This is a genomic window from Candidatus Poriferisodalis sp. (assembly GCF_965208925.1).
GTDB lineage: Bacteria > Actinomycetota > Acidimicrobiia > Acidimicrobiales > Poriferisodalaceae > Poriferisodalis.
Genome location: NZ_OZ242364.1, coordinates 432,336 through 454,136 on the forward strand (window position 1 = coordinate 432,336; position 21,801 = coordinate 454,136).

Annotated in this window: 23 protein-coding genes; 15 read left to right on the forward strand and 8 right to left on the reverse strand. The window is 67.2% G+C overall.

Features of this window, described 5'->3' with window-relative positions:
* Positions 1-76 precede the first annotated feature (76 nt).
* The 5 genes from ACOGI5_RS01770 to ACOGI5_RS01790 all read left to right on the forward strand — a co-directional run bounded on the left by ACOGI5_RS01770 (position 77) and on the right by ACOGI5_RS01790 (position 2,979).
* On the forward strand, positions 77-1,297 hold the full coding sequence (locus tag ACOGI5_RS01770) for a glycosyl transferase (protein ID WP_419862752.1): 1,221 nt from the start codon (positions 77-79) through the stop codon (positions 1,295-1,297).
* Between the two features lie 78 nt (positions 1,298-1,375).
* Complete coding sequence (locus ACOGI5_RS01775) at positions 1,376-1,615, forward strand: CopG family transcriptional regulator (RefSeq protein WP_419862753.1); 240 nt, start codon at positions 1,376-1,378, stop codon at positions 1,613-1,615.
* Positions 1,612-2,055 (forward strand): TA system VapC family ribonuclease toxin, encoded by a 444-nt coding sequence (locus tag ACOGI5_RS01780; protein WP_419862754.1) that lies wholly within the window; start codon positions 1,612-1,614, stop codon positions 2,053-2,055. The genes ACOGI5_RS01775 and ACOGI5_RS01780 overlap by 4 nt, the downstream gene beginning before the upstream one ends.
* A 43-nt stretch (positions 2,056-2,098) precedes the next feature.
* Positions 2,099-2,230 carry a hypothetical protein gene (locus tag ACOGI5_RS01785; RefSeq protein ID WP_419862755.1) on the forward strand — a complete coding sequence of 44 codons (132 nt, stop codon included), beginning with the start codon at positions 2,099-2,101 and terminating at the stop codon, positions 2,228-2,230.
* Between the two features lie 272 nt (positions 2,231-2,502).
* The gene (locus tag ACOGI5_RS01790) at positions 2,503-2,979 is read left to right on the forward strand and encodes a hypothetical protein (RefSeq protein ID WP_419862756.1); all 477 of its coding nucleotides are present in this window, start codon (positions 2,503-2,505) and stop codon (positions 2,977-2,979) included.
* A gap of 740 nt (positions 2,980-3,719) precedes the next feature.
* On the opposite strand, the gene ACOGI5_RS01795 is transcribed toward ACOGI5_RS01790, so the two are convergent.
* Entirely contained in the window at positions 3,720-4,691 is a 972-nt protein-coding gene (locus ACOGI5_RS01795) for a tyrosine-type recombinase/integrase (protein WP_419862757.1), read from the reverse strand.
* Between the two features lie 181 nt (positions 4,692-4,872).
* Positions 4,873-6,765 (reverse strand): alpha-amylase family glycosyl hydrolase, encoded by a 1,893-nt coding sequence (locus ACOGI5_RS01800; protein ID WP_419862758.1) that lies wholly within the window; start codon positions 6,763-6,765, stop codon positions 4,873-4,875.
* Positions 6,766-6,808: 43 nt separating this feature from the next.
* Here ACOGI5_RS01800 and ACOGI5_RS01805 point away from each other — a divergent pair, with 43 nt between their 5' ends.
* From ACOGI5_RS01805 to ACOGI5_RS01835, 7 genes are all read left to right on the forward strand, one after another.
* Positions 6,809-8,752 (forward strand): primary-amine oxidase, encoded by a 1,944-nt coding sequence (locus ACOGI5_RS01805; protein WP_419862759.1) that lies wholly within the window; start codon positions 6,809-6,811, stop codon positions 8,750-8,752.
* A 25-nt stretch (positions 8,753-8,777) separates the two neighbouring features.
* Positions 8,778-10,061 (forward strand): acyl-CoA dehydrogenase family protein, encoded by a 1,284-nt coding sequence (locus ACOGI5_RS01810; RefSeq protein ID WP_419862760.1) that lies wholly within the window; start codon positions 8,778-8,780, stop codon positions 10,059-10,061.
* 110 nt (positions 10,062-10,171) lie between these two features.
* Entirely contained in the window at positions 10,172-11,266 is a 1,095-nt protein-coding gene (locus ACOGI5_RS01815) for a BMP family ABC transporter substrate-binding protein (protein ID WP_419862761.1), read from the forward strand.
* A gap of 28 nt (positions 11,267-11,294) precedes the next feature.
* On the forward strand, positions 11,295-12,839 hold the full coding sequence (locus ACOGI5_RS01820) for an ABC transporter ATP-binding protein (RefSeq protein ID WP_419862762.1): 1,545 nt from the start codon (positions 11,295-11,297) through the stop codon (positions 12,837-12,839).
* 64 nt (positions 12,840-12,903) lie between these two features.
* Positions 12,904-14,067 (forward strand): ABC transporter permease, encoded by a 1,164-nt coding sequence (locus ACOGI5_RS01825; RefSeq protein ID WP_419862763.1) that lies wholly within the window; start codon positions 12,904-12,906, stop codon positions 14,065-14,067.
* Complete coding sequence (locus ACOGI5_RS01830; RefSeq protein WP_419862764.1) at positions 14,060-15,016, forward strand: ABC transporter permease; 957 nt, start codon at positions 14,060-14,062, stop codon at positions 15,014-15,016. Before ACOGI5_RS01825 ends, ACOGI5_RS01830 begins: the two co-directional genes overlap by 8 nt.
* A gap of 2 nt (positions 15,017-15,018) precedes the next feature.
* Positions 15,019-15,345 carry a DUF3467 domain-containing protein gene (locus ACOGI5_RS01835; protein WP_419862765.1) on the forward strand — a complete coding sequence of 109 codons (327 nt, stop codon included), beginning with the start codon at positions 15,019-15,021 and terminating at the stop codon, positions 15,343-15,345.
* Positions 15,346-15,351: 6 nt separating this feature from the next.
* Here the strand turns inward: ACOGI5_RS01835 and ACOGI5_RS01840 are convergent, their stop codons facing one another.
* From ACOGI5_RS01840 to ACOGI5_RS01860, 5 genes are all read right to left on the reverse strand, one after another.
* A complete protein-coding gene (locus ACOGI5_RS01840) occupies positions 15,352-16,596 on the reverse strand; it encodes a DEAD/DEAH box helicase (RefSeq protein WP_419862766.1) in 1,245 nt (414 codons plus the stop codon).
* 108 nt (positions 16,597-16,704) lie between these two features.
* Positions 16,705-16,902 carry a cold shock domain-containing protein gene (locus ACOGI5_RS01845; protein ID WP_419862767.1) on the reverse strand — a complete coding sequence of 66 codons (198 nt, stop codon included), beginning with the start codon at positions 16,900-16,902 and terminating at the stop codon, positions 16,705-16,707.
* Positions 16,903-16,967: 65 nt separating this feature from the next.
* Complete coding sequence (locus ACOGI5_RS01850) at positions 16,968-17,951, reverse strand: alpha/beta fold hydrolase (RefSeq protein ID WP_419862768.1); 984 nt, start codon at positions 17,949-17,951, stop codon at positions 16,968-16,970.
* Between the two features lie 57 nt (positions 17,952-18,008).
* Positions 18,009-18,344, reverse strand: coding sequence for a hypothetical protein (locus ACOGI5_RS01855; protein WP_419862769.1), 336 nt, complete (start codon positions 18,342-18,344; stop codon positions 18,009-18,011).
* Between the two features lie 63 nt (positions 18,345-18,407).
* Positions 18,408-18,959, reverse strand: a complete 552-nt coding sequence (locus ACOGI5_RS01860) for a hypothetical protein (protein ID WP_419862770.1) — start codon at positions 18,957-18,959, stop codon at positions 18,408-18,410.
* A gap of 125 nt (positions 18,960-19,084) precedes the next feature.
* On the opposite strand from ACOGI5_RS01860, the gene ACOGI5_RS01865 reads away from it, so the two are divergent.
* The 3 genes from ACOGI5_RS01865 to ACOGI5_RS01875 are packed head-to-tail and all read left to right on the forward strand — an operon-like array spanning position 19,085 to position 21,010.
* Positions 19,085-19,594 (forward strand): globin, encoded by a 510-nt coding sequence (locus ACOGI5_RS01865; protein ID WP_419862771.1) that lies wholly within the window; start codon positions 19,085-19,087, stop codon positions 19,592-19,594.
* A gap of 28 nt (positions 19,595-19,622) precedes the next feature.
* On the forward strand, positions 19,623-20,486 hold the full coding sequence (locus tag ACOGI5_RS01870; protein WP_419862772.1) for an SCO6745 family protein: 864 nt from the start codon (positions 19,623-19,625) through the stop codon (positions 20,484-20,486).
* 23 nt (positions 20,487-20,509) lie between these two features.
* Positions 20,510-21,010 (forward strand): SRPBCC family protein, encoded by a 501-nt coding sequence (locus ACOGI5_RS01875; protein WP_419862773.1) that lies wholly within the window; start codon positions 20,510-20,512, stop codon positions 21,008-21,010.
* Positions 21,011-21,032: 22 nt separating this feature from the next.
* Here the strand turns inward: ACOGI5_RS01875 and ACOGI5_RS01880 are convergent, their stop codons facing one another.
* A complete protein-coding gene (locus ACOGI5_RS01880; protein ID WP_419862774.1) occupies positions 21,033-21,767 on the reverse strand; it encodes an EthD domain-containing protein in 735 nt (244 codons plus the stop codon).
* Positions 21,768-21,801: the final 34 nt, after the last annotated feature.

The window sequence follows — 21,801 nt, forward strand, 5'->3', positions numbered from 1 at the left end:
CTACCGCGCGCCCTCCAGCAAGCCAGTGAACCCGACCGCAGTAGCTTCACTGATGTCCCGCGCAAAGCAGGTTGACGTGGCGGATTTCCAACAGCACGAACCGATCGCAACGCTGCATCGGCTCTCGGACCGGCCGGTCGACAGCCTCGCCGCCGAACTCGTCGAGTACTCCCAGCGGCGACCGATAGCGCTCATCATTCCTGCGCTGTTCAGCGAGCTCGCCGGGCCGGCCCTCGACCGCATCGTCGATGAGATCAGCCGCATCAGCTACCTGAACGAAGTCATCGTCGGGATCGATCAGGCCTCAGAGCAGGAGTTCGCCGAGGCCAAGCGTTTCTTCGATCGGCTGCCGCAGCGAACCCGGCTGCTGTGGAACGACGGACCTCGCATGCGCAGCATCGACGAAACGCTTGCTGACCGGGTGCTCGCACCGTCCGAGCCGGGCAAGGGGCGCAACGTCTGGTACTGCCTGGGCTATTTCCTGGCATCGGGCCGCTGCGAGACGCTGGCTCTGCACGACGCCGACATCGTGACCTACGACCAGGGGATACTGGCTCGGCTGCTCTACCCGATCCTGCACCCGACCTTCGGCTACTCGTTCTCGAAGGGCTATTACTTCCGCGCCGGCGAAGGCCCCACTGCGAACATCAACGGACGGGTCGTGCGTCTGCTGGTTGCTCCGCTGCTGGGAGCGCTTCGCACGACGCTGGGAGACCACGACTATCTGCGCTATCTGGCGGCGTTTCGCTACCCGCTGGCCGGCGAGTTCGCAATGCAGCTCGACATGACCCGAAGCATCCGCATTCCCAGCGACTGGGGACTCGAAATCGGAGTGCTGTCGGAGGTGTACCGCATCTACCAAGGACGCCGGATCTGTCAAGTAGACATCTGCGACCGGTATGACCACAAGCACCAGAACCTGTCGGTGGCTGATCCCCAGGCAGGACTCCACAAGATGAGCCGCGACATCGCCAAGGCGATCTATCGAAAACTCGCCATCGACGGCATGACGCTGACTGCGGAGACATTCCGCACCGTCAAGGCCGTGTACTACCGCAATGCACTCGACCTCGTCAGTCATTACCGCAACGACGCCACCTTCAACGGCTTCGACTTCGACCTGCACGCGGAAGAAACTGCGGTCGAAGTGTTCTCTGCTGCGATCATGGAAGCGGGCCACGACTTCTTGAACGACCCGATGAACACGCCGTTCATCCCGAACTGGTCGCGGGTGCAAAGCGCCGTGCCCGACGTGCTCGAGCAGCTCTACGACGCCGTCGAGCTCGACAACGCCTGAACCCTCTGAGGCTGCGGACTCGATGGGCGCGGATGGCGACGTCGCCATATGGCCATATCGGCGAATACAGTTATCTGTATGAAGACCACCATCAACCTCCCCGACGGTCTGGTCGAGCAAGCCAAACAACGCGCCGCGGAACGAGGCTGCACCTTCACCACCCTGATCGCCGAAGGGTTGCTGCTGGTTTTGCAGCAAGCCGCTCCTGCGACGCGAACACCGCTGCCCACCTGGGGCCAGAAGGGCGATCTGGTGCTCGTGGACATCGAGGATCGCGAAGCCGTCTGGCAGGCTCTCGACGGCGACGGCTGGAAGTGATCCTCCCCGACGTCAACGTGTTGGTCTATGCCTACCGCGCTGACCTCGACCAGCACGAGACCTACCGGCCGTGGCTGTCGAAGGCGCTCGGCGGACCGGAGCCATTCGGCGCAGCGGACGTCGTTCTCACCGGCTTCATACGGGTGGTGACCAACCGGAGGATCTTTGCCAACCCCTCGCCGATCCAAGCAGCGCTGTCCTTCGTCGACCGGGTGCGCTCAGCGCCTGCAGCCCGCGCCGTGCTGGCAACCGACGCGACATGGCGCGAGTTCGCGAGATTCGCCGAATCCGATTCCCGCATTGCCGGCAACCTGGTGCCCGACGCGTGGCTCGCCGCGCTGGCGGTCTCAGTCGGCGCCCGGCTCGCGACCGCCGATGCCGGCTTCGCCCGATTCGAGGGCCTGCGATGGTTCGATCCCCAACGAAGCGCCACCGCATAGACCGCGACATCGCACCGCAGTAGAGCTGTTCGCCTCGGCGATCATGGAAGCCGGCGACGAGTTCCTGAACGACCCGATGGGCACGCCGTTCATCCCGAACTGGTCGAGGGGGCAAAGCGCCGTGCCCGACATCCTCGGCCAGCTCTGCGACGCCGTCGAACTCGACAACGCCTGACCTCGCCGGTCGCGCAGTCCGGGCTCCCGGCGCTCGGCCTCTAGGCACAGCCACATCGTCTGGCCTCATTGCGCCTCTTCGCGCGCCCTGACTCAGCGAACCATCTCCACGCGGCTCAGTCGATCTAGCTGAGCACATCCGACGAGTGATGCCGACGGCGACCTGCCGTCGCGGAGACCGGTTCACGAACCGCCGCTAATGGCATCTACCGGCAGCTATCCCAGCGCGCTTTGCCAGTCGATCTCACACAGCCATTGTGGAAGGAGTGCCTGATGAAGGCTCTAGTCAAGATCGCCGCCCTAGTCGTCGTCGCCGCGTTGACGGTCGGCGTAGCTGCTGCCCCGGCCGCCGCAGAACCGGATATGCGGCAAATCGCGGAGCGGCTGCTTGAGGAACAGTCGAACCAAGCGGAACAGCCGAATCAGGCGGAAGAGTCGAGCCAGAGGGGCAAGCGCTGCGTCGCTGGCACCGCCCCTGCGGGCAACACGCCGCCCGACACATGTTCAAGTCCGTACGACCCTCCACCCGAGTTGCCCCCAACCTGTTCATGGAAACTGATCGAAGTGGTGTCGTTCATCGTCCGCATGATCAAACGCCCGATCTACACAACCGTGCAGGCAATGCTGCCGGGCACCAACATTCCCGACCCAAACGCCTCGCCCGTGCAAGTCATAACGGGTTACTATTGGGAGCCAGTGAAGGAACGCGTCGTGAGTGCAGCGCATGACTACTGGTGCCGCAATTCATGAGGCGGCCCCGCGCCACTGCGCGCAATGTATCTGATGTCGCGGCCTGGGCATCGATCCCGTTCTGGCTGATGCGTGGAGCGTGGAGATGGGTTGCTGAGAAACGCTCTCATCGCCGGCTCGCCCGTGAAGCCGCAGAACGCGGCCCGTTCGATATTGAAGCTTGAGCTATGCAGTCCTCTCCTTGGGAGACGAGACACGCGATCACCGGTGAACGGCTGCGTTCCTACTTCACGACTCCTTGGCGTCAGTTGGAACTACGCGTCACCGCGTTGCTCGTGGTCTCGACGCTGCTGGTGCGCACGCACTCCGTCTGGTGGGTGCTCATGACCGCTGCGTTCGTCACAGCCGAAGTGTTCTGGTTCCGACACCGTCGCCGCACCCAGCGACATCCCGTTGGCTCGAAGACAAGTCTGTAGAAAAGTGACCAATCAGCGATGTGGTCTTCACCCCATGATGTGACGAAGCCCGACCAACGTCCCATTGCGGAGCGCGTGGTGCCTCACGGTGGCTGGCTGCTAGTCGGCAACGTGATTGCCTTCGCGTTCGTGGGGGTCTCCGTCCGCACGGTTGGCACGGACTGGTCGAGTGGAACACGCGCTCTTGCGTTCGCCGCTCTGGCGCTGGTGTTTTCGTCGCTTTGGCTGACATGGCGGCGCTCGGTTCGGCGGGCCGCAGCCCGGACCGGAGAGCCTTCGCCTGTGTAGTTCGTAGGCACAGCAGCGATGGCTACGCCTCGCGCTTCAAACGGCGGTGTAGCGCAGTCTGGCGACGGCGCCTCGTGCCACGATCTCGTTGCGCGCATAGTGCGCTGGCATCGAGGGGCTAGCCCAGCGTCCTGCCTGCTGTGTTTCGACCAGCGACGCACCGGCGCGTACGAGCGACATCGCGCTGCCGATGCGCAGGCTGTGACCAGACGCCCCCTCGATGCCGACAGCTGCAGCAGCGCTGCGAACTATCTCTCGAATGCTGCGAGGTGACAGCGGCTGTGCCGATACGTGCTGTCCTCGGAGAATGCGCCGGAACAGCGGGCCGCTGGTCATGTCGGCCCCAGCCAGACCGGCAGCTTCCTTCCAGGCATCGATGCGGCGGGTCGTCGGGCCGCCGAGGTACAAGGTGGCTCCGTCACCATTTTGATCGGTCTTGCTGCGCCGGACGGTCAGTGTCGAGGCGCCGTCGCTGCGGGGCTCGACGTCGCCCACCTGAAGCGCAGCGACCTCGCTCACGCGCAGCAGGGCGTCGCTCATCGTGGCGATGATTGCGGCGCTGCGCAGCCCGCTGAGATCACCGGCGGAGGCGACCGCCGAAGCTGCAGCATCCGCTTGATCCCAGTCGACAGCGGCGACCTGCCGGGATGGCGACGTTGCACGCCGATGCGCCCTCAGGACGACGTCGCACGAAGATCCAACAGGATCGGGTCGGCCGGCGAGACGAGCGCCGAACCGCACCGCGGCGACGATCTGGCCCAGCTTCGCTCGCCCTGCTCCGCCTACAGCCAACTCGGACAGTGCCTCGCTGAGACCCTCGTCGTCCATCGGCCTCCCTGCGAGCTGCTCGGTCACCTGCCGCAGTGCCCGGCCGTAGGCCCGACGCGTTTCGCCGCTAATAGCAAGTTCGGCGGCGGCGGCACCGGCGGCAGAGAGCATCCCACCATGCGACCCTTCGAGGATCGCCAACGCACCGGAAGTCGGCGCGATGGCCGACACACCGCTCATCCGATCTCCTAAGACGGAGTATAACTTCCGGTAGATGCCATTACCGGAAATATAACTCCCTACATACATGTATGCAAGTGGATCCGAATCCTCATGCATCTGCGGCACCAGGCGCGCTAAGGGGGCTCTCGGGATCGCGGCGGCCACAGGCGGTTTGGGCGAGAGGATCGTCGCGATGCCGCTACGCAGATGTTCTGTGTGGCAGTGCGGGTTCGCGGCGCTCGGATTCCAGGCAGAGCCACATCGTCTGCCCCGCCGCCAGGTCCATGCGGTCGGTCGGACCGTGCAGTGCACCGTCAAGCAGGTCCACGCAGCCGATCTGGGCGAATTGCGTGCCTGCGCTGCCCTCGGGGCAGAGCGACGACAGCACCTCGAGATCGACGGTGAGATGGGTATGGCTGACGTTGGTCACCGACACCACCGTCTGGCCCCACTCAGCACTGCCTCGTACCACGCCCAGTGCCTGCGTACCTAGGTCCAGCGCGACCTGCGGGCTGTCGGGATGGAATGCGGGCTGCGCACGACGGATGAGCATGCGGTGGACGAGCTCGACCAGGGTTCTGCGCCTGATCCCGTCCTGCGCGCCGAGCAGGTCCACCGCCTCGTCCAAGGTGACCTTGCGTCGGTTGATGGTGCGCTTGTTCTGCTCGACCGGCGGCAAGCCGTGCTCGGTGACGATGCGGGGCGGCTCGCTGATCGGCGTCCAGTAACTGGGGGTGCCCAGCAGTGCATGCACATACAGCGCGGGGACGCCGGCGAGGCTCAGCATGACGGTGTGCGCGGCAAGGAACTGCGCCACGCCCAACGGATCGCCGTCACCGGCGAAGAGGTCCCACAGCGAGACGTTCAGCTCGTACGCCTTGGGGCCCGCAGGCGTGTCGAACTCTGAGTGCGTGCCGCCGGCACTGTGCGCCGCGGCGGTGAGCCGGCTGATCTCGGCCCCGCTCAGCAGCCCCTCCACCGGGCGAAGCCCGATGCCGTCGTGGCTGGCGATGAAGTTGAAGAACGACGTTCCCGCAGGAGGCGTCTCCAACTGCGCCAGCCACTGCTGCATCGCCGCCGATGAGCCCGACAGCATCGTGTGGGCAACGAGCGGCGGCAAGCTGAAGTTGTAGACGAGGTGGGCTTCGTCGCCGTCGCCCCAATAGGCCACGTTCTGGTCATGGGGCACGTTGGTCTCGGTGATGATGACCGAGTCGGGACAGCGTGCGTCCAGCAGCGTCCGCAGCAGCTTCACGAACTCGTGTGTCTGCGGCAGGTTCACGCACGACGTGCCGAGCTCCTTCCACAGGTAGGCGATGGCGTCCAGCCGGAACCACCGCACCCCCGCGTCGACCAGGCGGGCCACGGTGCGCAGCAGGTCCAGCAGCACCTCGGGCTCGGCGAAGTCCAGATCGATCTGGTCGTAGCTGAAGGTGCACCACAGCAGCCGTGGGCCTTCGGGCGTTTCGACCTCGCGCAGCAGCGGCGTCGTGCGGGGGCGCACCACGCTCGACAGGTCGTCGGAGGGCTCGGCGGTGAGCAGGTATCGGCTGCCCGGTTCTTCCCCGCTGCAGAACTGCTCCATCCACGGATGATCGGCGCTGACGTGGTTCACGACGAGGTCGGCCATGACCGTGTAGGTCTCGCTGAGGTCGACGATGTCGTCCCAGCTGCCGAGCCGTGCGTCCACCGCACGGTGGTCGGTGATGGCGAAGCCCCCGTCGGAACTCGCCGGGTAGAAGGGCAGCACATGCACGACCGACACCACATCGCCGGTCAGGTCGTCGAGCAGCTCATGCATGGTTTGCATCGGCACCTTGCCGGCCTCGGTGATCGAGTCGGCGTAGGTAATCACCGCCACGTCGTGCTCATCCCACCGCGGGCCGCCCGCTGCAACGGCCTCAGTGCCGTCGAGCCCGAGCGTGGAGAGCACGTCGTCGACGAGGCCATCGCCGCTCAACGCCGGGTAGATGAACTGGAGGTGCTGCTCGACCCGGCTGCGGAGATCCCCCTCGGTCACGACGTGCGGACCCCCATCGCCAGACCTGTTCTCGAGTGCGGCACCGTACTCAGCGAGATTAGTGACGCTCATCGTCCCGGCTGCGTATCTGCAGCCGACCGCGTAGCGTGAACACATGGCCGAAACCCTGCTGGAAACACCCGTCGAGGGGGCCGACGCTCCCCCGGTTCACCCGCTGTCGATGATGACCGAAGCGGAGGCCCACGCCGCCATCGAGGTGCTGCGCCGCAGCGGACGCATCGGCGACGGCGCCCGCTTCCACGGCTTCTGCATCGCCGAGCCGCCGAAGGCCGAAGTCGCCGCCTGGACGCCCGGCACCGATACCGACCGCCGTTTTGAGGTGGTGATTCACGAGAACGGCGAGGTGCACATCGCCGTGGTGTCGGTGACACGCGGCGAGGTGGACTCGTGGACTCACCATCCCGGCGTGGTACCCCGCGTCGGCATGGCGGAACTGTTCGCCGTGATGGACGCCTGCCGGAAAGACCCGGGCTTCGCGGCCGCGCTGGCCAAGCGCGGCATCACCGACCCATCGCAGGTGCAGATTGACCCGTGGCCCACCGGCGATTACGACTTCGACTTCGAGATCGGCCGGCGCGTGCAGCGCTGCATTGCCTTCTGGCGCCCGAATCCCACCGACAATGGCTACGCATACCCGCTCGACGGGCTGATGGTGCACATCGACGTGGACACGCTCGAAGTGCTGCGCGTCACCGACTTCGACCAGTGGCCGGTGGCGTCTGAGCGCGGCAACTACGACGTCGACGCGGTCACCGAGGACTTCGGCCCGATGCGGACTGACCTGCGTCCCATCGAGATCACCCAGCCCGAGGGCACCAGCTTCACCCTGGACGACAATGAGCTGTGCTGGCAGAAGTGGTCGATGCGCGTGGTCATGGACGACACCGAGGGCTTGGTGCTGCACCGGATCGCCTATGACGACGGCGGCCGGGTGCGGCCCATCATCGACCGGGCATCGCTGGCCGAGATGGTGGTGCCCTACGGCGACACCCGCCCGTCGCAGACGTTCAAGCACGCGCTCGACTCGGGCGAGTTCGGCCTGGGTCTGATGAACAACTCGCTGCAATTGGGCTGCGACTGTCTGGGCGAGATCGCTTACCTCGACTCGACGCAGGTCTTCGACGACGGATCGGTCGTCACGACGCCCAACGCCATCTGCATCCACGAGGAGGACTTCGGCATCGGCTGGAAGCACTTCGACTGGCACGCCGACACCACCGAAGTGCGCCGCTCCCGCCGCTTGGTCGTGAGCGCCATCCACACCGTCGGGAACTACGAGTACGGCTTCTTCTGGTACTTCTACCTGGACGGCACGATCCGCTACGAGGTGAAGCTGACCGGCATCCTGACCACCCGGTCGCACCGGGACGGCGACGACCTGACGTTCGCCCGCCAGGTGGCGCCGCACGTGTCGGCCCCGATCCACCAGCACATCTTCTGCGTGCGGCTGGACATGGCCGTCGACGGCAACGCCAACAGCGTCGTGGAGGTGAACACCGAAGCGCTGCCGCCGGGGCCGGACAACCCGTACGGCACTGCGTTCGCCGCCCGTGAAACGGTGCTGGAGAGCGAGTTGGCGGCCCGGCGCAACACCAACTCGGCATCCAGCCGGTACTGGAAGATCCAGAGCGCAGACCACATCAACCGGCTCGGGCATCCGACGGCGTACCGGCTGCTGCCGCCGCCGACGGCCACGATGTTCGCGGCGCACGACAGCCCGCATTCCGAGCGTGCCACCTTCGCCCGCCACAACCTGTGGGTGTCGCCGACCCGGCCTGACGAGCGGTACGGCGCCGGCCGTTTCCCGACCCAGCGCAACGCCGGCGACGGTCTGGAGCGCTACACGGCGGGCGACCGGCCGGTGGTCGACACCGACATCACCGTGTGGCACACGTTCGGCATCACCCACGACGCCCGGCCCGAGGACTTCCCCGTGATGCCCACCGAGTACGCCGGCTTCGGGCTGGTGCCCGACGGCTTCTTCGACCGCAACCCGATGCTGGACGTGCCGCCCTCGCCCAACGGCCACTGCGCCTGAGATCGCAGCCGCCTACTGTGGCCGCATGGCAGGAGCACCCGAAGCCGACGAGCCAAGCCTGACGGCTGCCAGCGCTGGGTCTGCTGACGCCCTGCTTTCGGGCCTCGAGCTGGTCGAGCACTTCGCCCCTGCGCCAACCGAGGGCCTGCGGATCGCCCCGTTCCTGGATGCCATCGAGGCACAAGCAGAGACCGCGGACCGGACCCGGTCCGTCTCGTCGGAGGTCATCGAGGCCATCCGCGGCACCGACTTCATGCGCATGTCGGCCACTCGCAACATCGGCGGCGTCGAGGAGACCATGCTGCACATGGGCCGAGAGCTCGAGGCGGTGGCAGCCCGCTGCCCGAGCCTGGCGTGGTGCCTGTGGAACCACCTCTGCGTGTTCCACCTGTTCGTCGGCTCGGTAGGCCCCGAGCAGCAGGACTTTCTCACCCACGTCGTCACCAACGGCCAGTGGGTGTCGTTCCCCGGCGGCGCCCGCAGTTCGGTGTACGGCCGCGTCGAGGGCGACCAGGCCATCCTGAACGGCACCGGCCGCTGGGGCACCGGTGCCCGCTACGCCGACTACTGCGGGGTGGCATTCGCCATCACCGGCGACGACGGCAAGCCGGTGCGGCCCATGGACATCCGCTTCACCATCCTGCCCACCACCACCGAGGGCATGAAGATCGATCCGTCGTGGGACGGCGCCGGGCTGCGGGCCTCGGCCACCGACGACGTCCACTACACCGACGTGCCGGTGAACCTCCGCGACTGCGTGGCCTGGTTCGGCGCCAACCGGGCAGAGTCGCTGCGCACGGTGCCAGTGGTGCATCACCGCTACCGCGAGGACTGGGTGGGCATCTCCGACCTGTGGCTCTCGTTCATGGCGGTGGGCCTGGTGCGCCGCGCGCTCGCCGAGGCTGCTGATGCGGCCGGCGGCCGTCGGGTGATCATCGGCGGCAAGATGGTCGATCGGCCCACCGTGCAGGTCAACTTCGGTCGGGCGGCATCCCTGCTGGCGGCCGCTGCCGCGGCAACAGAAGCCGCCTGCAATGACGTCGACCGCCGCATCGCTGCCGGTGTCGTCCCCGACGAAGCCGATTACCTGCGCCAGATGGCGGTGACGACCATGGCCGTCGAGCAGCTCGATGAGGCAATGTCGCTGCTGCACCGCACCCAAGGCGGCACCGCGCTGCGCGAGGGCGGCGCCTTCGACCGCCGCTACCGCGACTTCCGGGCCATGCCGGTGCACATCAATGTGCACCAAGACCGCGTGACCCACCAGCTCGGCCGCCACCTCCTGGGACTCGAACTCAACCCGTTCTGAACTGGCCAGGGGTGCCCTGCGGTCGGTGGCTGCGGGCGCAGATGGGCAAGATTAGGCTCGATGACGACCGCCCCGAGGTTGCCTCGCGGGCGCGGACGGAGAGGGAGATCATGCGTTCGAGGACTCTGACACGACTTGCCATTGCCCTAGCCGGCGTGGCGCTGCTGGGAGCAGCCTGCGGCGGCGACAGCGACGACCCTGAGGACGTCACCGCGGCATTCGTGCTGGTGGGACCAGTCGGCGACGCCGGCTGGAACTGGGCGCACGACCAGGGCCGCCAGTATGCGGAGAACCAGACTGGGGCCACAACGCTGTTCGTGGAGAGCGTCCCGGAGAACGCCGAGGACTTCAAGGCGGTGGCTGTCGACTTCATCGAGAACGAGGACGCCGACATCATCTTCGGCACCTCGTTCGGCTACATGGACCCGATGCTCGAGCTGGCTGACGAATACCCCGACGTGGTGTTCGAGCACGCCTCGGGCTTCAAGATGAACGACACCAACTTCGGCAACTTCTTCGGCCGCATGTACCAGCCGCGCTACCTGTCGGGCATGGCGGCAGGCGCGATGACCGAGAGCGGGCAGCTCGGCTATGTCGCTGCGTTCCCGATCCCCGAGGTGATCCGCGGCATCAACGCCTTCACCCTCGGTGTGCGCGAGACCAACCCGTCGGCTGAGGTGCACGTCATCTGGACCTTCACCTGGTTCGACCCGGCGGTCGAGGGCGACTCGGCCAAGGCGCTGCTGGAAGCCGGCGCGGACGTGATCGCCATGCACCAGGACTCGACGGCCGCAGGCGTGGCCGCGCAGGATGCCGGCGCCCGCTGGGTTGCCTACAACTCCGACATGCGCGACTTCGCACCCGACGCGTTCATCACCGCACCGGTGTGGAACTGGGGCCCGCGCTACGCAGCGATCATCGAGGCGGTCGCTGGCGGCACCTACGCACCGGGCGCTTACTGGGGCGGCATGGACGACGGCATCGTCGACTTGGCGCCGCTGGCCGACGACGTGCCCTCTGACGTCGCCAGCCAGATCAGCGATGTCGCCGAGCAGATCCGTGAAGGCGAATGGGACGTGTTCACCGGTGAGATCCGCGACCAGGACGGCAACGTGATGGTTGCCGCAGGCGAGACCATGGACGACGGCCCGATGCTGGGCATGGACTGGTTCGTCGAAGGCGTCGTGGGTGACGCCAGCCCCTGATCCGACTGATCGAACCGAACTCACACCGATGCCGGAGCCGGGGGACCCTGCTGTATCCCCCGGCTCCGGTGACGGTCCCGTAGTCGTCGACCTGCGCGGCATCCGCAAGGAGTTCCCCGGCGTCGTCGCCTGCGACGGCGCGAACCTCACCGTCCGGGCGGGCACCATCCATGCGCTGCTCGGTGAGAACGGTGCCGGCAAGACCTCGCTGGTCAATGTGCTGGGCGGCGTCTACCTGCCCGACGCCGGCGAGATCTGGGTGCACGGCACCCAGCAACAGTTCCACTCGCCCGCAGATGCGATCGCCGCTGGGATCGGCATGGTCCACCAGGAGTTCCGCCTGGTGCCTTCGCTCACGGTGTTCGAGAACGTGGTGCTGGGCTCGGCACCTCGCTACCTGGACATGGGCCAGATCGTCGAGCGTGTCGCCCACCTGGCGGCCACCTATTCGCTGCAGACCGACCCGTCCCGACCGGTGTGGCAGCTCTCGGTGGGCGAGCGCCAGCGCGTGGAGATCTTGAAGGCGCTGTGGCGCGACGCCGACGTGATGGTGCTGGACGAGCCGACCGCTGTGCTGACTCCGGCCGAGGCGGCCGACCTGGGGCTCACCTTGCGCTCCATGGCTGATCGGGGCCGCTCGGTCATCTACATCAGCCACAAGCTCGACGAGGTGCTGGCGGTGTGCGATGAGGCCACCGTGCTGCGCAACGGGGTGACAGTGGCGCAGCCGCGCAGTCTCGCGGGCATCGATCGGTCGGATCTGGCCGAGATGATGGTGGGCGAGGCGGCGGCACAGATTCAGCGGCCCACCGATCAGCCCAGCGGCGACATCGTGCTCGATCTGGAGGGCATCTCGGCGATGAGCGACCGGGGGCTGCCGGCGCTGCATTCGGTCGACATCGACATACGGGCAGGCGAGATCGTGGGAGTCGCAGGCGTCTCGGGAAATGGACAGCGGGAGCTGGCCGAGGCCATCGCCGGTCTGCGCCCCACCACGGCGGGAGCGATGCGGCTGGCGGGCACGGACGTCACCGGCACGTCCCCCCGGGCTCGATCCCGCGCCGGGCTGGCCTATGTCCCCGAGGATCGGCTGGGTGTGGGCCTGGCGCCCACCATGTCGGTGGTCGACAACGCGGTGGTGCGGTCATACCGGTCGATGCGTCGCAGGATGATGCTGGATCTGCGTCGTTGCGAGGACTTCTGCCGCCGCCTCATCGAGCGTTTCGGCGTGCAGGTGGGACGGGTGCACGACTCAGTGGGCGTGCTGTCGGGCGGCAACCTCCAGCGACTGCTGCTCGGACGTGAGCTGACCGGCGAGCCCAAGGTGCTGCTGGCGGCCCAGCCGACGCGCGGGCTCGACGTGGTGGGCATCGCAGCCATTCAGGAGCAGATCGTCGCCCAGCGGGCTGCCGGCGTCGGGGTCTTGCTGATCTCTGAGGATCTCGACGAGCTGCTCGCGCTGTCCGATCGCCTGGTTGTCATGTATGAGGGGCGCATTGCCGCCCGCCTCGATCCCAGAAACACGACACGAGCCGAGGTGGGCGCCGCGATGGCCGGAGGCGGCGGCACATGACCGACCCCACGCCTGCATTCGCCGCCGACCCAATGGCGCAGCCGCAACTCAGGGGCGGCGGCACATGACCGACCCCATGCCTGAACCCACGCACGCTCCGCTGCACACCGTGTCACGCGGGCGAGCTCGCTGGCATCGCGGCCTGATCCGGCCCGTGCTGCAGCGGCGCTCCGATGTTGTGCCGGCTGCCCAGGCCATTGCCTTCGTCATCGGCATTGCCGTGGCCCTGGTCGCGGGAGCCCTGCTGCTGCTGGCAGCCGGCAACGACCCGGCCCAGGTGTACGGCCGCATGCTCGACTCGTCGTTGGGCGGCATCAATTCGATCTCACGAACGCTGCTGCGGGCGACACCGCTGGCCCTGGCCGGTTTGGCGGTGGCCGTTGCCGGCTCGATGGGCCTGTGGAATATCGGTGCCGAGGGTCAGATGATGGCGGGTGCCACGGTTGCGGCCGGCTTGGCCATGACGGCGGGAGATCTGCCGGGTCCCGTGTTGATCGTGCTGATGATCGGCGCCGGTGCGGTGGGCGGTGTCGTGCTCATGGCGGGTCCGGCGCTTGCCCGGGCATATCTGGGCGTCAGCGAGATCATCACCACCTTGATGCTCGTCGAGGTCTCCATCCGGGTAGTCGAATGGCTCGAAACCGGGCCATGGAAAGACCCCGAATCGCAGGGCTTCGCTCTGATCGAGCCGCTGCCCGATCAGGCCTCGCTGCCTGGTCTGTTCGGACGTGCACACATCGGTGTGCTGATCGCGATTGCGCTGCTGGTGGCGTTCTGGCTGGCGGTGTCGAGAACGGCGTGGGGCTACGAGCTACGGATGGCCGGTTCATCCCCGGCGACAGCGCGGTATGCGGGCATTTCGCTGCAGCGCAAGGTGCTGACCGCACTCGTGCTGTCGGGCGCCTTGGCAGGACTGGCGGGTGCCGTCGAGCTCACCGGCACTGCGACGCGGCTCGATCCCGGCCTGTCCAACGGGTACGGCTTCGCCGGGATCATCGTGGCAGCTCTGGCGTTGATGCGGCCATCGGGCGTGGCGGCAGTCGCCTTCGTCTTCGGCGCAGTGCAGGTGGGCGGTCAATCCATCCAGACGCTCGGTGTCACGAGTTCTATCGCGACGATCCTTCAGGCCATGATCCTCATCGGCGCGCTGGTCGCCGCGGTGCTGCTCAACTACCGCATCCGGTGGGTGCGGCCCGTCGGCCACGACGCAGAGGCAACTGGTGTCTGAAGCCGCCGTCGTCGGGCTGCTCGTAGCGACCGTCCAGTTCGCCACGCTGGTGTACTTGGCCGGTCTGGGCGAGCTCATCGCCGAGCGATCCGGTGTGCTGAACCTCGGTGTCGAGGGAATGATGGCCATGGGGGCCGTCAGCGGGTTCATGATGGCGCTGGCCACCGGCCGGCCCTGGATCGGCTTCGCATTCGCTGCCCTCGTGGGCATGGCGGTCGCGGGCATTCACGCACTGGTGAGCGTGGTGATGGGCGCCGGTCAAGTAGTGTCGGGTCTTGCGATCACGATCGGCGGGCTCGGATTCGCTGCATTCATCGGCCAGGACGCGGTCCGTGAGCGTGCCGATGCCGTGTTCACCGATCTCGGCATCGCCGGGCTCGCCGACATCCGCTGGGTCGGCCCGATCCTGTTCAACCAGCCTCCGGTCGTCTACCTCGCGGGCCTCCTGGGCGTCGCAGCCTGGTTCGTGCTGAATCGAACCCGGCTGGGCCTGGCGTTGCGGGCGGTCGGCGAGTCAGCTTCCACCACGGACTCGGTGGGCCATTCGGTGACCCTCCTGCGCTCGGGAGCAGTGCTGATCGGCGGCGCCTTCGCCGGCGCTGCCGGTGCCTTCCTGTCGCTCTACATGGCAGCGGGCTGGACCGAGGGCCTCATCGCCGGCCGCGGTTGGATCGCTGTGGCGCTGGTCATCTTCGGGGCGTGGCGGCCCGGACGCCTGGCCGCAGGTTCGCTGCTGTTCGGCTTCACGCTGGCCTTGCAGCCCCGGGTTCAGACCTTCGACCTGAACATCTTCGGCCTGGAGGTCAACACGATCTCGCCGGCTCTGCTCGGCATCCTGCCGTTCCTGCTGACCGTCGTGGTGCTCATCGCAATCAGCTTCCGCGCACGCCACCGGCCAAGCCCGGCACCCGCAGCACTGACCCTGCCCTACCGCCGAGAGGAACGCTGACGATGACAGACGGCAACGCCCACGAATCCCTGCCTGACGGCACGAAACTGCAAATCCGGCTGCCGCCAGAACTCGAGGCCGGTGTGTGGTCAAACTTCGCCGTCGTGCGCCACTCGCCCTATGAGTTCACGCTGGACTTCATCCGGCTGGACTTCAGCGGCAAGCAGTCGCCACGACGAGGCGTTGTCGTGCAACGCATCAACATGTCGCCGCAGTTCGTGGAGCAACTCATCAGCGCTCTGTCCGACAACATGTCCAAGTTCGCTTCGAACCTCGCGCCGTCCAGCCTCGAGACCCTGAACGATCCGAACGACAGCCCCGACGCCTGAGCACTCTCAGCGGTGCGACGCGCGCTGGCGACCCCTGGACCCGGAGCGGTTCTTGCTGCCTCGACGGCGTCCGGATTGACTCTTGGCCGCCGAGTGTTCGAGCGTGCGACGTCGCGTCCGTGATCGCGAGGGCTGCCGGATCTCGGCCACGTCGACCTCCGTAGTCGAGGTCCGAAAGCCGAGCTCTCGCTGCATCGAGGCAAGTTCTTTGACCTTTTCGGGCTCGACAAGCGAGACGACTACCCCGCCCTTGCCAGCTCGGGCGGTACGCCCTGATCGGTGCAGGTACGTCTTGTGATCGACCGCAACGTCGTAGTGGACGACAGCGTCGACTCCGGGGACATGAATGCCGCGCGCAGCCACGTCAGTTGCAATCAGCGCCTGCACTTTGCCAGTTGCGAAGTCGTCCAGGGCCCTGGTTCGCTGGCTCTGGCTGCGGCCACCATGGATGGCCGCCGTTGCGATCCCCCGGCGGCCGAGCTGCCGAGCGACACGATCACAGCCATGGCGAGTTCGGCAGAACACCACCGTCGTCCCCGCAGCATCGATCGCCTCTGCGCAGACGTCGACCCGGTCGGTCCTGGCGACCTTCCAGAAGATGTGGTCGGCGCCTGTCACATCCGGGGTTTCGTCGCCGACCTCGTGACGAACCGGATCACGCTGATAGTCGCGCGTCAGCGATGCCACGTCGCCATCGAGGGTCGCCGAGAACAGCAGCGTCTGGCGCTGGGTGGCGGTCTGGTCAAGAAGTCGCCGGACAACCGGGATGAACCCCATGTCAGCCATGCGGTCGGCTTCGTCGAGCACAACCCGGTCCACTGCGGACAGATCCACCGCCCCTTGGGAGATCAGATCCTCGAGGCGTCCTGGGCACGCCACCAAGATGTCCACACCGCGTCGCAGGGACGCGAGCTGCGGGCCGTAGCCCACGCCGCCATAGGCGACCCCGATGCGACGCTTGCCGGCGAACGAGCGCAGCTCCTTCGTGATTTGATCCGCGAGCTCGCGAGTCGGCACGAGCACCAGCCCCTGGGGCCTGTGGGGCTGCGAGCCTCCCGCGAGAGCGACGAGCGGGATCCCAAAGGCGAGCGTTTTGCCGGACCCGGTAGGGGCGCGGCCGCACACATCTCGCCCGTCGAGAGCATCGGCGACCGTGGCCATCTGGATGTCGAATGGCCGAGTGATGTTGCGCTGTGCGAGCGCGCCAACGATGAAGTCGGGGACGCCCAGCTGGGCGAAGGTGGGGGGCATGTGTCTCCTCGCCGACTGCACGCCGGCAATTGACGCTATTGGCGTCGTCTCAAGCCGCAGATGACGTCGCTGGCCGCTGCGGCCAGCGGTGCTCAGCGGCGTATGAGTTCAGAGGGGCTTGACGTTTTGGGCTTCGTCGCCCTTGCGGCCGGGTCCGATGTCGAACTCGACTTCCTGCCCCGCCTCCAGCGTTCGGTAGTTCTCACCGACGATGTTGGAGAAGTGGACGAAGACGTCATCGGCTCCGTCACGGGAGATAAAGCCGTAGCCCTTCTCGTTGTTGAAGAACTTGACTGTTCCGCGCATGTCGTGCCTCTCGAAGCTCGGCCGGGCCGGCCACGGGCGGCAAGGCTACGGCGCGAAGGCCGCGATCAGGCCCGCGCCCGCGCACCGGGCACGAATTCGGCCAGGAACGTGAGGGTCGCCTCGACGAAGATGTCATTGCGGTCGCCGGCCACCATGTGCGCCGCGCCGCCCACATTGGCGTAGTGCGCATGGGGCACCGTCTCCAGGAATGACTGGGCGCCTTCCTCGGAGAGTACGTCGCTGAGACCGCCACGGACCAGCAATGTGGGCAGCGTCAGCTTCTCGGCCGCCGCCTGCTGACGCGGGATGCGCTCGGCGAAGCTGCGCGGCCGGTGCATGAACGCTGGGTCCCAGTGCCAGCGGTAGCGGCCGTCGGGCCAGAGGCGAACGTTCTTGGCGAGCCCGTCGAGGTTGCGGGGCCGCTTGCGGTGCGGCTGGTAGTTGGCGATGGCCTCGGCGACCTCTTCCAGCGATGCGAACCCGTCCGCGCCCTGGGCCATGAATTCGCGAATCTTGCGCACGCCGGCCGCTTCGATCTGCGGTGCCGTGTCGACCAGCACGAGCGCGAGCGCATCCACGGCACCCTCGCCGACCGCGGTCAGCGAGGTCCCCCCGCCCATTGAGGCCCCCACCAGCACGGGCCGCTCGCCGAAGTACTCCACGATCGCCACCAGGTCAGCCACCGATGCCTCGGTCGTGTAGTCGCCGTCGGGCGCCCAGTCCGAGTCGCCGTGGCCGCGGGCGTCGAGGCACACGGCCCGGTAGCCGCCGTCGGCGAGGGCTTGGCCAGCTCCCTTCCAGGCATGGCGGGTCTGGCCGCCGCCGTGCTGCAGCAGCACCAGCGGGCCGTCGTCGCCATAGACGTCCGCGGCGACCTTCACGCCTCCCGACGCGTCGATCATCACATCGGGAATGAGCGTGTCGGTGATGCGCTCGCCGTGCTCGGAGGGGTGGGAATAGACATCCGCGCCCGCCGGCTCCGACGGGACGAAGTCGGGCGCGTCGGCGTCGGCGGGATCGAACAGCGGCTTGCGCTGTTGGTCGCTCATGGGAAGCCTCTCGTTCGCGTCGAAGCTGGCTCGCGCACCCGGCGGGAGCCGGGTTGCTCAGCTCGTCCGGGCGCGGCCGTCGGCCTTGGCCGCAGCCTGGTCACGTCGGCGCGCTTCGCCGGCTGCGGCCAGCGCCGCTCGGTTCGAGTCGTCGACCCGCATGAAGTGGTCACGCCAGCCGTCGTTGTCGTCCGCATCCCACACGAACGGCGTTTGCACCGTGGTGCGCGGCATCCAGGCGTGGGTGAGCAGGTCCAGCCCGGTGCTCACGATGGCGCGTTGCATGTCGGCGTCGCCGGGCTTGCCGGTCGGGTTGCCCAGCGGGAAGTCGGTGAACACGAATCGCGCAACACCGCATTCCTCGACGATGTCGCGAGCGCTGCCCGCAACCACGGTCGGGATGCCGGCTTCTTCCAGGTGACGTGCGATCAGACCGATCGTCTGGTGGCAGACCGGTCAGAGCGGCACCAGAAAGGCGACATCCACGCCGTCTTCGCGCATCCACTCTTCGATGCGGGGCGAATCGTTGCGCTGTGTCCGGCGGTGGCTGTAGTCGGTGGGGATCCCGTAGAAGCGCTCCGACAGCGCACCGATGCGACCCTCGGCCTCGAACTCGCGCAACCGGTTGATCGGCAGGTAGGTGTCGAGATCCTCGGTGTGGGTGTTGTCCTTGTCCCAGAAGAGATCGCTGTTGTAGAGGCCGTCGAGGGCGTCGTCGCAGCGGGCGGCGTAGGGCTGCTTCGGCCGAGAGACGGGCACGCCTGCAGGCTCGCGTCCCTTCTCGAAGAACGAGGTGGTGACGAGTCCAACGGTGCACTCCGACAGCGGCTTCGGCAGCGGCGTGAAGGCAACCTCGTGGCTGTACGCCCACTGGTACGGCTGCGGGTAGCCGTGCGCGGCGTAGTACTCACGCGACTTGTCGATATAGCTCAGGTACGAACGGTGGGCGCGCCGCCCATCTGACTTCCGCCCGTTCGTCCCTCGCTGGGTCCGCTCTGTCAACGCCATCGTGGTTCTCCTGGTGGTCGCGCCCCAAGACTGTACGCGCCGGTCTCGACCGGATGCCGGGTGGGGCTCGAGTGTCGCCTCTACAGCGAGCGCACCTACTCGCGCAGCTCCTTAGCCTGAGCGCTATGAGCGACGCTGGCGCCGACGCCGCCGGAGCGGACACGACCGCATCAAGCGGTGATGGGTCCGCGTGGGGTGCTGGAGGGCTGACGCTGGGCGGCAGCCTGGCCGATGCCGTCGAGCAGCCGCCGACGGTGTACGCGGCTGTCGGCGGGCAGCAGTTCTTCGACGAGCTGGTGGACCGCTTCTACGAAGCCGTTGAGAGCGACGAGTTGCTGCGGCCGATGTATCCGGCAGATCTCGTGCCGTCCCGACATCGGCTGGCTGGCTTCCTGGCGCAGTACTGGGGCGGACCCGCCGACTACAGCGCCGAGCGCGGCCACCCCCGGCTGCGCATGCGGCATATGCCGTTCGCCATCGGCGTCGCCGAGCGCAACGCCTGGATGCGCCACATGCTCGCGTCGCTCGAGGCGGCCAGCCTGCCCGACGGGTCGCCGCTCGACCCTGACATTGCGCAGGCCATGTTCGCCCACTTCGACAACGCCGCCACTCACCTCATCAACCAGCCCGGCTGACCGGCTGAAAGCGCTAGAACAGCGGCCGATGGCTGAAACGACCCGGCGCCGAGCGCGTCAGATGTGGGAATGCGTGGAGCGGTATCACCAGCTCTGCTACTGGGCGCCCGAAGTGCGCGATTCGGGCGCAGCGGCGGGGCTGCGGGGATTCTGGATGAACTACTTCGCCACGCGCGTGGCGCCGCTGGGACCGGTGCCTGCAAGCGTCGTGGAGTCGCTGTTCTTCTACTACGCCCCCGCCCGCGTGCGGCGCGCCATCCCGGACGCGTGGACGTTCTCGACACCTGAACGGGTGCTGGCAGCTCGCTACGACGCCATGGACCAGGCACTGCAGCGAGAGCTGGGCGAACTGGCGAGCAGCGAGGCTGTCGGCCGGTGCGCCGAGATCGTGCGGGCAGCCTGCAATGCCGCCGACCCGGTCGGGCGGGTGCTCTTTGCCGGCTGGTCATCATTGGACTGGCCACACGAGCCGCACTTGGCGTTGTGGCATGGCTGCACGCTGCTCCGCGAGTACCGCAGCGGCTGCCACCTGATCGCGCTGGCGGCGGCCGGCCTCGACGGCTGCGAGTCGGTGGTGTCCCAGGTCGCCGTAGACGAAGCGCCCCACGAGTGGATTCAGGAAGAGGCCGGCTGGACCGAGGCTGAGGCCGCGGCGGCATACGAGCGCCTGCGAGCCCGCGGCTGGACAGATAACGATGGGCTGGCCACCGCAGCAGGTGTCGCCGGGCGCGCCGAGGTCGAGGCCATGACCGATCGGCTGGACAGCTTCCACTGGTCCGCCATCGGCGACGAAGCTGCCGACGCTCTGCTCGCGGACATGGCACCGATCAACGCCGTGCTGCCCAAAGACGACCAGCTCGACTGGCGAGAGCTGTACCCCGCCAACGACTGACCGCGTCTGCAAGGCTGCGGCCCATGAGCGAGCAACTGCCTGGACACGTCGACGATCCGGTGATGTCACACAGCGAGTCGATCGACATCGACGCCCCGCCTCAGGCGGTGTGGGAGATGGTGACGGCGCTCGACCGCTACGGCGAGTGGAGCAACGAGAATACGGGCGGGTACTGGCGCAAGAGGCCAGACGGCGTGCCCGGCACCGGGCAGGTGGGCGACATGTTCGTCGGCATCAACCGGCTCGACGGCGAGGAGTGGAAGGCTCCGGTGGAGATCATCCGCCGCGTCGAGAATGAGGACTTTGCCTTCGTGACGGGCGGCCTGGAATACAACATCGTGCTGTGGCGCTACCAGCTCGCGCCCAGTGGCTCCGGCACAACGCTGACCGAGACCTGGACGCTGCGCCAGCTGTCCCCGCGCATGGTCGAGTTCGGGCAGCCCGAGCTCGAATACCGGGCCGGCAACGCCCGCGCGGGCATCCGCGCCACGCTGGCGGCGATGAAGGCGGCCGCAGAGGCCTAGCGCCCTGCAATAGGGCAACCCGTCAGCCGGGGATGCCCACCATCTGGGCGGTCGCGTGCATGTTCACGAGGCGGCTGAAGTCGACATACTCGCTGAAGCCGTCCTCGGTGATCGTGGCCCGGTAGTCGTCCCAGCCCTGCGGATCGCGGAAGTACAGCTCGGCCATGCCCAAGTAGGACTCGTTGGCGGGGTCGTGGCTGTGGTTGACCACGTAGCGCAGGCCGCCGATCTGGTTCATGACGCCGCGCACGTTGGGCGCGTGCGCCTCCAGCCAGTGCCGGAACGCAGCGTCGTAGTCGATGCCGTCCCGGGCCGGCACCAGGAATGTCACCTTGAAGAAGCCCGACCGTGTCGCCGGGAACGGCTCGTTCAGCGTGTTGGGCACCAAGGGCAGCTCGCCGTCGATCACCACGTACTCCGTGGTTGCCCACCCCACGTACGGCTCGGCCTTCTGCTGGAACGTGTCTCTGGGTACGGTGCCGTGCGGCTCGGGCGGATTCGGGATGGCGCGGTCGAACCACAGCTGCGCCATGCCGTCCCAGGGGACGTCTTTGCCGTGACGCTGATCGAACAGCGTCGCTATGTACTTCGTGGCATGGACCTTGCCGTCGGCGGCTGCGCGCTCCTGGCCGGCGATCACGGCGGGCATGTGGTTCTTGAACCAGTTGGCCACCAGCTCGTCACGCGTGGCTTCGGGCCGGCGTCTGATCAGGAAGATCATCTTTGCGCCCGGCGTAGCCGTGATCTCGCTCGTCATCGATGCCTCCTCAGGGAATTCCGCACGGCTTGCG

Coding starts and splice junctions, on each gene's coding strand:
- ACOGI5_RS01775 (WP_419862753.1), top strand. CDS start 1,376: ATGAAGACCACCATCAACCTCCCCGACGGTCTGGTCGAGCAAGCCAAA.
- ACOGI5_RS01785 (WP_419862755.1), top strand. CDS start 2,099: ATGGAAGCCGGCGACGAGTTCCTGAACGACCCGATGGGCACGCCGTTC.
- ACOGI5_RS01790 (WP_419862756.1), top strand. CDS start 2,503: ATGAAGGCTCTAGTCAAGATCGCCGCCCTAGTCGTCGTCGCCGCGTTG.
- ACOGI5_RS01795 (WP_419862757.1), bottom strand. CDS start 4,691: ATGAGCGGTGTGTCGGCCATCGCGCCGACTTCCGGTGCGTTGGCGATC.
- ACOGI5_RS01800 (WP_419862758.1), bottom strand. CDS start 6,765: ATGAGCGTCACTAATCTCGCTGAGTACGGTGCCGCACTCGAGAACAGG.
- ACOGI5_RS01805 (WP_419862759.1), top strand. CDS start 6,809: ATGGCCGAAACCCTGCTGGAAACACCCGTCGAGGGGGCCGACGCTCCC.
- ACOGI5_RS01810 (WP_419862760.1), top strand. CDS start 8,778: ATGGCAGGAGCACCCGAAGCCGACGAGCCAAGCCTGACGGCTGCCAGC.
- ACOGI5_RS01815 (WP_419862761.1), top strand. CDS start 10,172: ATGCGTTCGAGGACTCTGACACGACTTGCCATTGCCCTAGCCGGCGTG.
- ACOGI5_RS01820 (WP_419862762.1), top strand. CDS start 11,295: ATGCCGGAGCCGGGGGACCCTGCTGTATCCCCCGGCTCCGGTGACGGT.
- ACOGI5_RS01825 (WP_419862763.1), top strand. CDS start 12,904: ATGACCGACCCCATGCCTGAACCCACGCACGCTCCGCTGCACACCGTG.
- ACOGI5_RS01835 (WP_419862765.1), top strand. CDS start 15,019: ATGACAGACGGCAACGCCCACGAATCCCTGCCTGACGGCACGAAACTG.
- ACOGI5_RS01840 (WP_419862766.1), bottom strand. CDS start 16,596: ATGCCCCCCACCTTCGCCCAGCTGGGCGTCCCCGACTTCATCGTTGGC.
- ACOGI5_RS01845 (WP_419862767.1), bottom strand. CDS start 16,902: ATGCGCGGAACAGTCAAGTTCTTCAACAACGAGAAGGGCTACGGCTTT.
- ACOGI5_RS01850 (WP_419862768.1), bottom strand. CDS start 17,951: ATGAGCGACCAACAGCGCAAGCCGCTGTTCGATCCCGCCGACGCCGAC.
- ACOGI5_RS01860 (WP_419862770.1), bottom strand. CDS start 18,959: ATGGCGTTGACAGAGCGGACCCAGCGAGGGACGAACGGGCGGAAGTCA.
- ACOGI5_RS01865 (WP_419862771.1), top strand. CDS start 19,085: ATGAGCGACGCTGGCGCCGACGCCGCCGGAGCGGACACGACCGCATCA.
- ACOGI5_RS01870 (WP_419862772.1), top strand. CDS start 19,623: ATGGCTGAAACGACCCGGCGCCGAGCGCGTCAGATGTGGGAATGCGTG.
- ACOGI5_RS01875 (WP_419862773.1), top strand. CDS start 20,510: ATGAGCGAGCAACTGCCTGGACACGTCGACGATCCGGTGATGTCACAC.
- ACOGI5_RS01880 (WP_419862774.1), bottom strand. CDS start 21,767: ATGACGAGCGAGATCACGGCTACGCCGGGCGCAAAGATGATCTTCCTG.